Here is a 12,415-nt window from a genome sequence, read left to right as displayed (position 1 = left end):
GTATAGCATCGCTAAGAATCGCTCAGTAAAACAAAACTTCCAAATTAAATACTTGCAATACAGAGAGTCAAAACCTAAAGACCTACCGAGAAGTCTTACGCACCCAACGCTGAAGCGTATTAATGACTAACAGCATTAAGAAAGAAATCAGGAGCAGAAGTAACGCGACGGCAGTAGCACCAGCGTAATCATACTGTTCCAATTTGGACATTATAAGTAAAGGAGCAATCTCCGTTCTCATCGGCATATTACCAGAGATGAACACGACGGAGCCGAATTCGCCAATACCACGGGCAAATGCCAAAGCAAAGCCTGTTAACAGCGAAGGGAACAGCTCAGGCAGTACTACTGAACGAAAGGTTCTCCAGCGGCCTGCGCCGAGGGTTGCCGAGGCTTCCTCCATATCTCGGTCCAAATCCTCCAGCACCGGTTGTATCGTTCGAACGACGAACGGGATACCAATGAACATTAAGGCAAGGGTAATGCCAAGCGGAGTAAATGCCACCTTTAATCCAAGCGGCTCAAGCCACGACCCGACCCAGCCATTTGTGGCATAAAGAGCCGTCAAGGAAACACCAGCTACAGCTGTCGGTAAGGCAAAGGGAAGATCGATCAGCGCATCAAATATTCTTTTGCCCGGAAATTCGTAACGCACTAGTACCCACGCCAGCAAGAGACCTAGAATAGCATCCACAAAAGCAGCAGCCGCTGCCGTAGATAGACTGACACGATACGAAGCCAATACACGCGGATCGGTAGCTACATCCCAGAATTTCGCCCAGCTCAGCCCCGTTGAATTGAACAATAGCGCTGAAAGTGGCAAGAGTACCACGAGACTCAGGTATAATACGCTATACCCCATCGTTATCCCAAAACCGGGTAGTATCTTTCGCCGTGTTGTCGCCGATGCAGCTGTAGTAGTTGCGGTGACATTCATCCCCTATTCATCCTTTCTCGCCTTCGGCAGGTTAGCCGGTCAGCCCCTTACTAGGGACAAATCTCTTAAAGCAAAGTATAAATCCAGTTTTATTAATCTGTTATTTAGCACCCGGCACATAGATCTTGTCGAAGATCCCACCATCGTTGAAATGCTTCTCTTGCGTTTCTTTCCAGCTTCCGAATTTGTCAGCCAATGTAAATAATTTAATATCCGGGAACTTATCTTTATATTGTTCTTTCACGCTATCGAGCGTTGGACGGTAGTAGTTCTCAGCCGCGATTTTTTGTCCTTCCTCCGTATAGAGATACTTCAAGTAAGCCTCGGATACCTCACGCGTATTTCTTTTATCCACAACCTTATCTACTATCGCTACCGGCGGTTCAGCCAGAATGCTCTCGGATGGATTTACGATATCGAATTTGTCCGGACCGAGCTCTTCTACAGAAAGATAAGCTTCATTCTCCCAAGCAATCAGCACATCACCAATTCCACGCTCTACAAAAGTGGTCGTTGAACCGCGTGCACCCGTATCCAGCACCGGAACATGTTTAAACAGCTCTTTTACAAATTCTTCAGCCTTAACTTCGTCGTTATTATTGTGGTCTAGCGCGTAACCCCACGCCGCCAAGTAGTTCCAACGTGCGCCACCTGATGTTTTCGGATTCGGTGTAATCACTTCTACGCCCTCTTTGAGCAGATCCGGCCAATCTTTAATTCCTTTTGGATTCCCTTTGCGTACTAAGAACACGATTGTCGAGGTATAAGGTGAACTGTTATGATCAAATTTACTTTGCCAGCCTTCATTAATAAGACCCTTTTCCTGCAAGGCATCAATATCATAACCAAGGGCCAGCGTAACTACATCCGCTTCCAGACCATCAAGCACAGCACGGCTTTGTTTACCTGATCCACCGTGAGATTGCTTAATCGTGACCTTTTGTCCCGTTTCTTTCTCCCAGTAAGCTGCAAAAGCCTTATTATAATTCTCATATAGCTCACGAGTAGGATCGTAGGACACATTGAGTAGTTCTACCGGATCTTTAGATGGCGCTTTTGTAGCTTCAGCAGCATCCGTGGCCTCCGCTGTGTTGGTTGTTGCTGGTGTGTCCGTTGCCGAACTAGCACTATTGCCGCTATTGTTATTGCCGCCGCAAGCAGCAGTAAGTCCTGCTGTCAGTAACAAGGTAAATCCTACAAGAAGTCCTTTATTCATTGTTCTCTTCATCATTTCCACTCCCCCATGTTTTTTCTTGCCATCATTGTCTTTCTTAAAATATAAGAAAGTCTTACCGTCCTTATTAGGACGCCGAGGCGTTTAAGCCTGGCGGTAACAAAAAGACGGAGGAAAGCCCACGTATGGCAGGTCAAACCGGTCCTATGACACGTGTCTGCGAGCCTAATGCAGGCGTTCCTCCGTCTGTACGGTAAGAACTTTATTCAATTATTCCTATCTACTTAGTTGGTTTATATGGATATAATACTGAAACCCTTTAACCGTGTCAAACCTTTTTTTCCAACCAATGACAAAGGAATCTTTCAAGTCCCACGCTATACAGGCAATGGTGTGGGTTCCTGGAAGATCCACTTGTTATTGATGCTATAAAGTAATATTATTGCTACAGCTTATGGTCTAGAGAAATTACCGCTTAATGTCGGGAGTGAGAATCATGGGTATGGACTTAGAGTACGTTCCTGCGCCGGTAAGACCACGGCTTCATAGGAGAATGACTCAAGAAATTAGGCGAAGGATTAGGGGAACTTACCATTATGATACGACGGTCTGGAGGACAGCGATTGCTGGTCTTTGGATCGTTTGCTTTTTGGCTTTCACCACTGCCGTATTAGGTATACCCACTGGATTAGGGGTGCCAACAGATATTGCACTTGCTGCCGGCACGAGTACCATTCTGCTGGCCATTGTCAGCAATATCATCGCCGTACTAATTGCATTGACCGGATTACGCATCCCACGACTATTCGCAGGCTGTGTATTGAGCGATTTCGGAGCTATTCTACTAATCTTATATTACGCAGATTTTGAGATTGAAGCTGCGGCTCTCATTGCTGTCCTTCTGTCACTACTAGGTGCTTTAGGTGGATTAGCCATAGGTCTGCTGCGCAGCAAAAGAGTAACACTGGGACTTCTGCTTACCCTTACGGTAACCTTTTCACAACTTGCTCTAGCTAACGGAGTGCAGGAACTACCTACTTTGGAACCCATTGATATCAGTGATTCAGATGTGATTGCACTGGCTGCCGCAAATCCAGCACAACCTGGCAATCAAGCTTACCAGACCTTCACCTATGCCAGCGGTAAGGATCTGCATCGTACGGAATACGGTAAGGATACAAATGTGATCTCTTCTACAGTAGATGCTACTGGTTATATTAAGAATTGGTCAAAACTGCGCACTTTATTCTGGGGATTCGATTATAGTGCACTTCCACTTAACGGCCGAGTATGGGTGCCGGAGGGCGATGGTCCCTATCCGGTAGTGCTGATGGTGCACGGAAATCATATGATGGAAGATTACTCTGACGGAGGGTATTCTTATCTCGGTGAACTCTTGGCTAGCCGAGGGTTTATCGCGGTTTCCTTGGATGAGAATTTCCTCAACTATTCTGCTTGGTCCGGTATTCCGGACAATGATTTCAAAGTACGAACCTGGATCATACTGAAACATCTGGAACAGCTTGCAGATTTCTCGGATGAACCGGGCAATCCTTTTTATCAAAAAATAGATTTCACAAATACCGCCCTGCTCGGCCATAGCCGCGGAGGACAAGCTGTTGCTATGGCTGCGGATGCCGATCGTTGGTTCAAAAATGATTCCGTTATGAAGGCAGTAGATCGTTTTAATATTGCCTCTGTGGTAGCCCTTGCCCCTACGGACAAAACGATAGACGATCAGCAAGCCCGTCTTAAGGATGTTAACTATTTAACTCTGCAAGGGGCTCGCGATGGAGACGTACATGATTTCTATGGTGATCGGCAGTATATACGTACATCCTATTCCCAGGGCTCCTCTGCTTTCAAAAGCTCGCTTTATATTGCGGATGCCAATCACAGTCAATTCAACAGCGATTGGGGTGCGTATGATCAGACTTTACCTGCTGGCCTCTTTTTAAATCGAGCGCAAATTATGGAAGCAGATAAGCAGCGGCAAATTGCTAAAGTGTATGTGTCAGCTTTTCTGGAGACCACTTTACATGGGAAAGACGAATACCAGAGCTTGTTCCGTGATTACCGCAGCGGACTGAAATGGCTACCGGAGACCACTTACTACAATCGATTCCAGGATGGTGGATATCGGCCAGTAGCCACATTTGACGAGGACCGCAACAAGAATACCGTTAATCTCGGAACAGCAGAAGCATCCGGATTATCCTGGTCGGAAGAGCTTGCGAAGGATCGTGAATCGAAGAGCAAAGCCACTTATGGTGTCGTTCTTGAACGCACAGCCAAAAAGGACGAGAAAGCCTATTACAACATTAAGCTTAAAGACAGTGTTGTTACTGAAATGGCCCTTTCAGACGCAGATGGTCTAACGTTCTCCTTAGCAAACCTCAATGGCGACATCAAAGATGAACTAAGTATTCCGCTACCTCCCAATGTAGAGGTTGAGTTAACTGACAAAAATGATACCTCAGCACGCTTACCGCTAAGTGAGGTAATGGATATTCTTCCACTACCGCAAACTCAGTTCACGTTATTTCCGTGGCTTGAGGAACGGATTAATGATGGGAAGTACGGTGATCTATCCGAGGCTGTTTTTCAAACCTATGAGATGCCTTTCGAACAGTTTCAAGAGGAAGAACCCGAGCTAGAGCCTGAGAACCTGACGGAAATCACCTTCTACCTTGAAGCCGAGGAAGATAAAATCATGCTAGATGACATCGGCTTCTACGATCTAGGAATCCGAAATACGTTTTAAGGTAACTTGCCATTATAACATTTAAGGCCTTCCCCTCAGCAATGTACAGCTGATTGGAAGGCCTTTTATTGGGTTGGATTACGGGGAATAGCCCCTAATATTGAAACATACAATAACCTATTCCAGCCTACAAGGCTTGAATACAGACTGGTGTCTTTATCTTCAGCTCATTTCCTGTAGGAATTAATCTGCCACTGTCACTGTCGATGGAGAACGAAGTAATAATGTCGCTATTTTGATTCGCAGCGAGCAGCTTGCCACCAATAATGGCGAAATTACGTGGAGTACGTCCGCCTGTAACCTGCCAATCTACCGCTTCAAGATGACCTGTTGAACCCTCAATATGGAACAAGGCGATACTGTCTTGTCCCCGGTTCGAGACATACAAGAATTTACCACAAGGTGATACATGAATATCAGAAGCTGTATCGTCACTACCCGCATTATATTGCTCTGGAAGCGTGCTAACATGCTGTAAAATGCTGAGGTTTCCATTCTGCTCATCATTAGCAAATACCGTTACTGTACAGTTTAGTTCATTCGCCAGGTAAATCCATTGTCCTGAAGGGTGTACCGCCAGATGGCGGGGGCCTGAACCAGGTGGAAGATTAATCTCCCGATGCTTAGACAGCTTACCTTCTTCATGGCGATAGATCAGAACATGATCCAGTCCCAAATCACAAACCAGTATATGCTTGCCGCTACCGTCCGGAATGACGGAGTGCGGATGCGGAGCTTCCTGACGATCTTCACGAACCCCTGAACCTACATGCTTCACTTGGTCAGACATGACTTGAAGCGAACCATCCTCATTTACAGGAAATACATTGGCATTGCCGCCGGAATAATTAGAGACGAATATGTAATCTTGCTTAGGACTGATCGAAACATAACAAGGAGCGCCGCCTTCCGTAGAACGACTTCCAAGTGGACTCAGCGCTTTAGTAACAGGATTAATCGCAAAAGCATAGACCTCGCCCTCATCCTTCTCACTAACCGCATAGAGTACGCTGCCTGTGCTGTTTACTGCTAAAAACGATGGATTCTCAATTCCCTTAGTACCCTCAAGAATCTTCATTTCCCCTGATGAAGGACTAAGCGAGCATAATAGAATAGCTTCCTCACCCTCAGGGTTATACGTTCCCACATAAAACAATACCTCATTAGGCCGTTCCATAGTAGCGACTCCTTTGTTTGTATAAATTGTATTTACTTCTTAATTACCCTTTACTGATAGCAACCTACTCAGTATTTCATAATATTTTTTCACTATAGCATGTTTATAGTTGTAATACATTATCCAGTTCAATTTCAAGGTCATTTCCTAACTATCCGAATTACAATAAGAGTTCAAAAAGTCGGCTTTCAGAACCAAGAAGGTTGGACGTTACTTGAGGAAGGAGGAACGGAGCGTAGTGTTGTGCTACGTGAGTACCGGACTTCCCAAGTTCGTTCAAGATTCGATGCCGAGTCCGCTTCCTCAACTACTTCGTTATCAAAGTTGGCTTTTTGAACTTACCTTGTAGATGTAAGTTTTTACAAGTGGTTTAAACATGATTGGCAAGGTTAATAGTAGACATCGAAAACAACAAAACGAAGGAGTTGAAGTAACATGAGTTTTTTATGGATGTTAATTGTTGGTGGGATCATTGGTTGGTTAGCAGGTCTGATTATGGGCAGAGATATTCCAGGCGGGGTTATTGGTAACATTATCGCAGGTATTATCGGTTCATGGCTCGGTGGCGTGCTTCTGGGAAGTTGGGGACCTAAAGTAAGTGATTTCTATTTCTTCCCTTCTTTGATCGGGGCCGTTGTTCTGATCTTTATCGTCAGCCTTATTCTTCGCTCAACAAGCGGACGCAGCCGTTCATAAGCTAAAGTTGAACTACTAATCATTGGGCTACTTATTAATAAGTAAGAAATAGCAGGTCAAGGCGGCTTAGCCTTGACCTGCTATTTGGTGTTTTTGGGTCCTTTCTACTTAAACTAGTGTGTACTGATTTTCACAGAGGGTACTGCCTCAATACAGCGCCTATACTTCAATGTTCTGCCATCATTTTTCTGTTATAATGAAGACTCCAGAGACTTTAATCATAGAGAGGTCGTGAATCATGGGTAGCATAAACCCCTCACTTCTACATATTGGCTCCACTTTAGGGGCTTTGTTCATGGCGCTGATGGTTATTTTTATTCGTCTAAAAGCTAGTGCACGTCCAGTTACCATTCGAAAAATATGGATTCCACCTCTCGGGATGTCGACCGGCTTTGCCATGTTCGTTGTACCTGATGTTAGGTTCCCTTTATGGTGGGCGGCCCTCGCCTTTCTAGTCGGCTGGTTCATCTTCGCGTATCCTCTAATACGTAGTACCAACTTCGAACAACGAGATGGACAAATCTATGCTCAGCGCTCTAAGAGCTTTGCTTTCATTCTGCTGGGGCTTCTCCTTGTTCGAACCTTACTCCATGAATTTATTAATAGCTATGTTACAATCCCACAGTCCGGTGGTCTATTCTTCATCTTGGCCTTTGGTATGATTCTTCATTGGAGATTCTTTATGTACAAACGTTATAAGGCAATGACTTCCTCGGAGGCACAATTCATACAGTCATAAGTATACATTGTTTGCTAAGAAGCCATCTCAATCCATACGATTGAGATGGCTTCTTACTTATTAGATACCTTGAAGTAAAAAAATCATTTTTCTGTGTCCGATGTTAGGTAACTTGCGGAGGGATACGTTAAAATATATGCATACCTAACGATAGAGAGTGAGGTCAAGGCAATTGAAAAGTAAATCGAGAAAAGTCGCCATCGTCGGTGCCGGGATGGTCGGTTCCAGCTGCGCCTACTCCATGGTCAATCAAGCAATTTGCGACGAGATCATGATGATCGACCGCACCTATGACAGAGCTTTGGCACAAGCACTTGATCTCTCGCACTGCATGGATTTCACAAGCACACGCACCAAGGTGTATGCCGGAACCCATAGCGACTGCGCAGGAATGGATGTAGTTATCTTGACAGCAGGCGCTAATCCAACGGCAGGGCAGACAAGACTTGACGTCCTGGAAGCCTCTGCGGTCATTACTAGAGAAATTATCACCAACATTATGGCTGGCGGATTCGATGGAATATTCGTAGTCGCCGCTAATCCGGTCGATATTGTCACTTATATGGTATGGAAAATATCAGGGCTGCCCCGCCACAGAATTATTGGTACGGGAACCTCCATTGACTCCTCACGTTTAAAGACACTGCTGTCCGATGTTTTCTCCATAGATCCACGCAGTGTTAACGGCTACGCGCTCGGAGAGCATGGTGAATCCCAATTTGTAGCTTGGTCGCATGTGACCATTGGCGGCAAGCCTATCCTGCAAATTATGGAGCAGCATCGCGAGCGGTTCCAACATCTGGATCTGGAGGATATTTCCCGCAAGACCAAAGATGCAGGCTGGGAGATATTCACCAAAAAAGGCTCTACACATTTCGGTATTGGTAGTGCTCTGGCCTACATTACTCGATCCATCCTGAATGATGAGCACAAGATCATTGCTGTATCCGCAATTCTGGACGGAGAGTACGGGCAGAGTGCTGTATGTACTGGCGTGCCCGCCATTATTGGCAACACTGGCATTCAAGAACTGCTGGAGCTTAATTTAAACACCGAAGAAGCGGAGAAATTCAACGCCTCCTGCAGCATTGTACGCTTAGGCATTGAGAGCCTACACTTGGAAGACAACATTTAATCTCCTGCAAACGAAACAAATCGCCCTTTGGGATCGGTAAGTAACACCAATACCCCAAAGAGCGATTTTTTTTATCCTTGATCTTTAACCTTTAATGCTCGAATACTGTTCAGCACAGCCAACACGGTTACCCCAACGTCTGAGAATACAGCTTCCCACATCGTGGCAATCCCAAATGCGCCGAGGATAAGAAATATAGCTTTAACGCCTAGAGCAAAGATAATATTTTGCCATACAATCATTCGTGTACGCTTCGAAATGCCAATCGCTACAGCAATCTTCGAGGGTTCATCGGTCATAATTACGATATCTGCCGCTTCAATTGCAGCATCCGAGCCCAGTCCACCCATTGCGATTCCAACATCTGCTCTAGCTAGCACTGGGGTATCATTAATTCCGTCTCCGACAAAAATAATTTTCTCGCGATGAGACTTTTCACGATCCAGCTTCTCGATGGCCTCCACCTTATGCTGTGGCAAAAGCTCAGCGTGAACCTCATCAACACCTAACTGCTTCCCAACAGCTTCAGCTACGGAAGAAGCATCGCCAGTGAGCATCACCGTCTTGCGGATGCCAAGTTTTTTGAGCGTCTGAATGGCCTGCAGTGAGTCCTCCTTCACTTCATCAGCAATCACCAGATGACCTCCATACTGATGATCCACAGCGATGTGAACTACTGTACCGCTCTGCTCTGGTACCTCATAAGCTATACCCTCTCGCTCCATCAGACGCGCGTTACCTGCAAGTACGGTCTTACCTTCAATCGAAACCTCAATCCCATGACCAGAGATTTCGTTGTAATTGGAGATCGCTTCCTTAGAAATCTGCTCTCCATAAGCCGTTCGAATCGATTCGGCAATCGGATGATTCGAATGGCTCTCCGCATAAGCGGCTATCCTCAGCAACTCATCCTTAGACTTGCCACCCGACGGATAAATTCCAGTAACCTTAAATTGCCCCTTGGTCAACGTTCCGGTCTTATCAAATACAACTACTTTCACATCATTTAATGCTTCAAGATAGTTACTTCCTTTAATTAGAATCCCACTGCGTGAAGCTGCACCAATCCCTCCGAAGAAACCGAGTGGAATCGAGACTACAAGCGCACATGGGCAGGAGATAACTAGAAAGACAAGCGCCCGGTAAATCCAATCTGAAAAGGTTGCCCCGCTAATCACTAGCGGAGGAACGACTGCCAGCAGTACTGCTGTGATCACTACTATAGGTGTGTAAGCCCGTGCAAATTTAGTAATAAAGTTCTCCGTTTTTGCCTTGTTGCTCGAAGCATTCTGCACTAGTTCCAGAATTTTGGATACAGCTGATTCTCCAAAGGTCTGAGTGACTTGCATCGTAATAACACCGTTCCGATTAATAAACCCACTTAATACGGTGCTTCCCGGTCCAGCCGAACGCGGTACAGATTCCCCGGTAAGTGCTGATGTATCCATCATGGCGCTACCCTCGAGGATCGTTCCGTCCAAAGGTACCTTCTCACCCGGTTTCACAACAATCAAATCACCGATAGCTACTTCCTCAGGGGAGACTCGTTTCAGATCATTTCCAAGCTTAAGATAAGCAAATTCGGGACGGATATCCATAAGTGCCGTGATAGATCGGCGTGAGCGGTTTACTGCCAGACCTTGGAACAACTCTCCAATTTGGTAAAAAAGCATAACCGCTACACCCTCTGGATACTCACCAATCGCAAAAGCGCCGATGGTTGCAAGAGCCATCAAGAAATTCTCATCGAACACCTGGCCCCGGATAATGTTCTTAACCGCCTGCCAGACGACCTCACTTCCCACGATGAGATAAGCAGCTAAGAAAATCAACAGCTCTACTACTCCCTCTACCGGTAAAAATATTCCGGCAAGCGCAAGTATCCCACCGCCACCTAGCCGCAGTAGAATCTTACGGGTATCTCCCTCCCCATGCTCGTGACTGTGACCATGGCTGTGACCATCAGCATCATCATGCTTATGTCCGTCTGCAGCCTGATGATCGTGTTCATCGCCATGTTTGTGCTCATGCTCGTGACCACTGTTATTGTACAGCTTGCGACTGCCCTGAGTTTTTTCCTTCACATTTACATGGGGTTCAAGTGCCTTCACCGTTTTCTTTGCTTCTACAATCGCCGATTCTTCATAACCAGCGGCGGTTTCCATCGTCATTGTCTTCGTAACAAAATTAACGGAGCAAGACGATACGCCCTCGATCTTCTGCACTTTATCTTCAATTTTCCTGGCGCAATTGGCGCAATCCAAACCTTCTAATTCCCATTGACGTTTTACTTTCCCTTGCATCGTATCCATACGGCACATCTCCTCAAATAAAAACCATATATGAGCACTTGTTCATATGTTTTCTTATTGCTATTATATTCCCTTTATTTTTGAAGGTCAATACGCGATGTACACCATTTTTCTCCGATCCCTTAAAAGTTAAATCAATTGACCTTTTCGTGAAAATATGGTAAATCATGTATGATCGTCCGCGAGATGGATTGGCAATTGAATTACAAAAAAGGGAAGGGTGAATATAGACCATGTCAAAGCTAGCCAAGACGTCTTCTTTTTCACAGAAACACCCTGTTTGGACCGTTGTTATTATTGAGGTGTTGTTACTTTTAGCTGTATCTGCCGCCGGGACATACGCTACGATTAAAGAGCTTTCGTATACCGCACCTGTACTGCTCTCCTTTATTCCAATCGCGCTTGTACTGATCATCTACTTTACGCTTAAGAGCAAATGGAGTGATCTTGGCTTCCGTCCTCTGAACACCATATCCTCCGGGAATTGGATCTATTATGCACCTCTAGTGGTCATCCTGATCACCATTTCCTTTAAGGGTTTTCGTGAGATCAGTGCGTCTGAGGTAATGTTCTTTATCTTCTTCACCCTGCTTGTTGCCTTTGTGGAAGAAAGTATCTACCGCGGATTGATTTTCAAGGTCTTGCTCACTAAGGGTGCTAAAACAGCTGTAATTACTTCAAGCATTCTCTTCTCTATTACCCACCTACTTAATGCCTTATCTGGTACTGACATAACACAAATCCTTCTACAGCTCGTATATGCTCTTCTGATCGGTTTTGTGTTAGCCTTATTGATGCTGAAAAATAATAATATTGTTCCGCTGATATTGTTTCATTTTGTACATAATCTGATTCAGTTTGTTGGTAACGATAATACAAGCGAATATGTAGGAATTGATCTACTCATTCTCCTGGTGCTCGCTGTTCAATGTGTCTGGCTGGCTTTATCTTTTAGAAAACCAACCCTATCGGGCAACCTAAATCAATCTAGTTAATAAGTTAATAAGTTAATAAGAAAAGGGAATCCCAAACGCCTGAAACGGCTGTTGGAATTCCCTCTTTTTTACGTAAAAAAACCACTTAATACCCAGCTATTCGTGACGGACATGCTCATGTGTCTGCAGAAAGATCTGCTCTACATGCGCATCGTTGAGCGAATAGAATACCGTCTTCCCTTCTTTACGACGCTTCACAATTCGTAAATTCCGTAAATAACGGAGCTGATGGGATATCGCAGATTGGCCCATATCAAGGATCACAGACAAATCGTGTACACATAATTCTTTCTGGGACAAAGCGTAAATGAGCCGCACTCGTGTTGGATCACCCAACGCTTTGAACATCTCTGCCATTTTATCCGTTATTTCTCGGTCAGGCAGAATCAATGCAATGGATTCCGGTTCAAGCTCCGAACCCTTGCATGTGTTATCGCAATCCTCTAATGCCGTTGGCTCCATGCTATCGCCTCCTCCACCAGCTAG

10 protein-coding genes are annotated in these 12,415 nt (G+C 45.2%); 5 read left to right on the top strand and 5 right to left on the bottom strand.

Going from position 1 to position 12,415, the window contains the following annotated elements:
• Positions 1-82 precede the first annotated feature (82 nt).
• Positions 83-937: a sulfate ABC transporter permease subunit CysT gene (cysT, locus tag UQ64_RS27860; RefSeq protein ID WP_060626705.1), complete on the bottom strand. Its 855-nt coding sequence runs from the start codon at positions 935-937 to the stop codon at positions 83-85.
• Between the two features lie 100 nt (positions 938-1,037).
• A complete protein-coding gene (locus tag UQ64_RS27855) occupies positions 1,038-2,165 on the bottom strand; it encodes a sulfate ABC transporter substrate-binding protein (protein WP_060626782.1) in 1,128 nt (375 codons plus the stop codon).
• A gap of 442 nt (positions 2,166-2,607) precedes the next feature.
• Here UQ64_RS27855 and UQ64_RS27850 point away from each other — a divergent pair, with 442 nt between their 5' ends.
• The gene (locus UQ64_RS27850; protein WP_167348533.1) at positions 2,608-4,875 is read left to right on the top strand and encodes an alpha/beta hydrolase family protein; all 2,268 of its coding nucleotides are present in this window, start codon (positions 2,608-2,610) and stop codon (positions 4,873-4,875) included.
• Between the two features lie 127 nt (positions 4,876-5,002).
• Here the strand turns inward: UQ64_RS27850 and UQ64_RS27845 are convergent, their stop codons facing one another.
• Positions 5,003-6,052: a lactonase family protein gene (locus UQ64_RS27845; protein ID WP_060626703.1), complete on the bottom strand. Its 1,050-nt coding sequence runs from the start codon at positions 6,050-6,052 to the stop codon at positions 5,003-5,005.
• Positions 6,053-6,487: 435 nt separating this feature from the next.
• Here UQ64_RS27845 and UQ64_RS27840 point away from each other — a divergent pair, with 435 nt between their 5' ends.
• From UQ64_RS27840 to UQ64_RS27830, 3 genes are all read left to right on the top strand, one after another.
• The gene (locus tag UQ64_RS27840) at positions 6,488-6,748 is read left to right on the top strand and encodes a GlsB/YeaQ/YmgE family stress response membrane protein (protein ID WP_042123669.1); all 261 of its coding nucleotides are present in this window, start codon (positions 6,488-6,490) and stop codon (positions 6,746-6,748) included.
• Between the two features lie 238 nt (positions 6,749-6,986).
• Positions 6,987-7,487 carry a CcdC family protein gene (locus UQ64_RS27835; protein WP_060626702.1) on the top strand — a complete coding sequence of 167 codons (501 nt, stop codon included), beginning with the start codon at positions 6,987-6,989 and terminating at the stop codon, positions 7,485-7,487.
• Between the two features lie 172 nt (positions 7,488-7,659).
• Entirely contained in the window at positions 7,660-8,622 is a 963-nt protein-coding gene (locus UQ64_RS27830; RefSeq protein ID WP_060626701.1) for an L-lactate dehydrogenase, read from the top strand.
• Positions 8,623-8,693: 71 nt separating this feature from the next.
• Here the strand turns inward: UQ64_RS27830 and UQ64_RS27825 are convergent, their stop codons facing one another.
• Entirely contained in the window at positions 8,694-10,934 is a 2,241-nt protein-coding gene (locus tag UQ64_RS27825) for a heavy metal translocating P-type ATPase (RefSeq protein ID WP_082651351.1), read from the bottom strand.
• 233 nt (positions 10,935-11,167) lie between these two features.
• Here UQ64_RS27825 and UQ64_RS27820 point away from each other — a divergent pair, with 233 nt between their 5' ends.
• Positions 11,168-11,929, top strand: coding sequence for a CPBP family intramembrane glutamic endopeptidase (locus UQ64_RS27820; RefSeq protein WP_060626700.1), 762 nt, complete (start codon positions 11,168-11,170; stop codon positions 11,927-11,929).
• Positions 11,930-12,025: 96 nt separating this feature from the next.
• Here the strand turns inward: UQ64_RS27820 and UQ64_RS27815 are convergent, their stop codons facing one another.
• On the bottom strand, positions 12,026-12,391 hold the full coding sequence (locus tag UQ64_RS27815; protein WP_042184384.1) for an ArsR/SmtB family transcription factor: 366 nt from the start codon (positions 12,389-12,391) through the stop codon (positions 12,026-12,028).
• Positions 12,392-12,415: the final 24 nt, after the last annotated feature.

This window comes from Paenibacillus etheri, from assembly GCF_001012825.1.
Classification (GTDB): Bacteria; Bacillota; Bacilli; order Paenibacillales; family Paenibacillaceae; genus Paenibacillus_AQ; species Paenibacillus_AQ etheri.
The sequence above is the reverse complement of the archived record's forward strand: the minus strand, read 5'-3'. Positions and strand labels throughout refer to the sequence as shown.

Bases quoted from the DNA above. Each gene is read 5' to 3' on its own strand.
- UQ64_RS27850 (WP_167348533.1), top strand. From the start codon at position 2,608: ATGGGTATGGACTTAGAGTACGTTCCTGCGCCGGTAAGACCACGGCTT.
- UQ64_RS27840 (WP_042123669.1), top strand. From the start codon at position 6,488: ATGAGTTTTTTATGGATGTTAATTGTTGGTGGGATCATTGGTTGGTTA.
- UQ64_RS27820 (WP_060626700.1), top strand. From the start codon at position 11,168: ATGTCAAAGCTAGCCAAGACGTCTTCTTTTTCACAGAAACACCCTGTT.
- UQ64_RS27835 (WP_060626702.1), top strand. From the start codon at position 6,987: ATGGGTAGCATAAACCCCTCACTTCTACATATTGGCTCCACTTTAGGG.
- UQ64_RS27855 (WP_060626782.1), bottom strand. From the start codon at position 2,165: ATGAAGAGAACAATGAATAAAGGACTTCTTGTAGGATTTACCTTGTTA.
- cysT (WP_060626705.1), bottom strand. From the start codon at position 937: ATGAATGTCACCGCAACTACTACAGCTGCATCGGCGACAACACGGCGA.
- UQ64_RS27845 (WP_060626703.1), bottom strand. From the start codon at position 6,052: ATGGAACGGCCTAATGAGGTATTGTTTTATGTGGGAACGTATAACCCT.
- UQ64_RS27815 (WP_042184384.1), bottom strand. From the start codon at position 12,391: ATGGAGCCAACGGCATTAGAGGATTGCGATAACACATGCAAGGGTTCG.
- UQ64_RS27825 (WP_082651351.1), bottom strand. From the start codon at position 10,934: ATGGATACGATGCAAGGGAAAGTAAAACGTCAATGGGAATTAGAAGGT.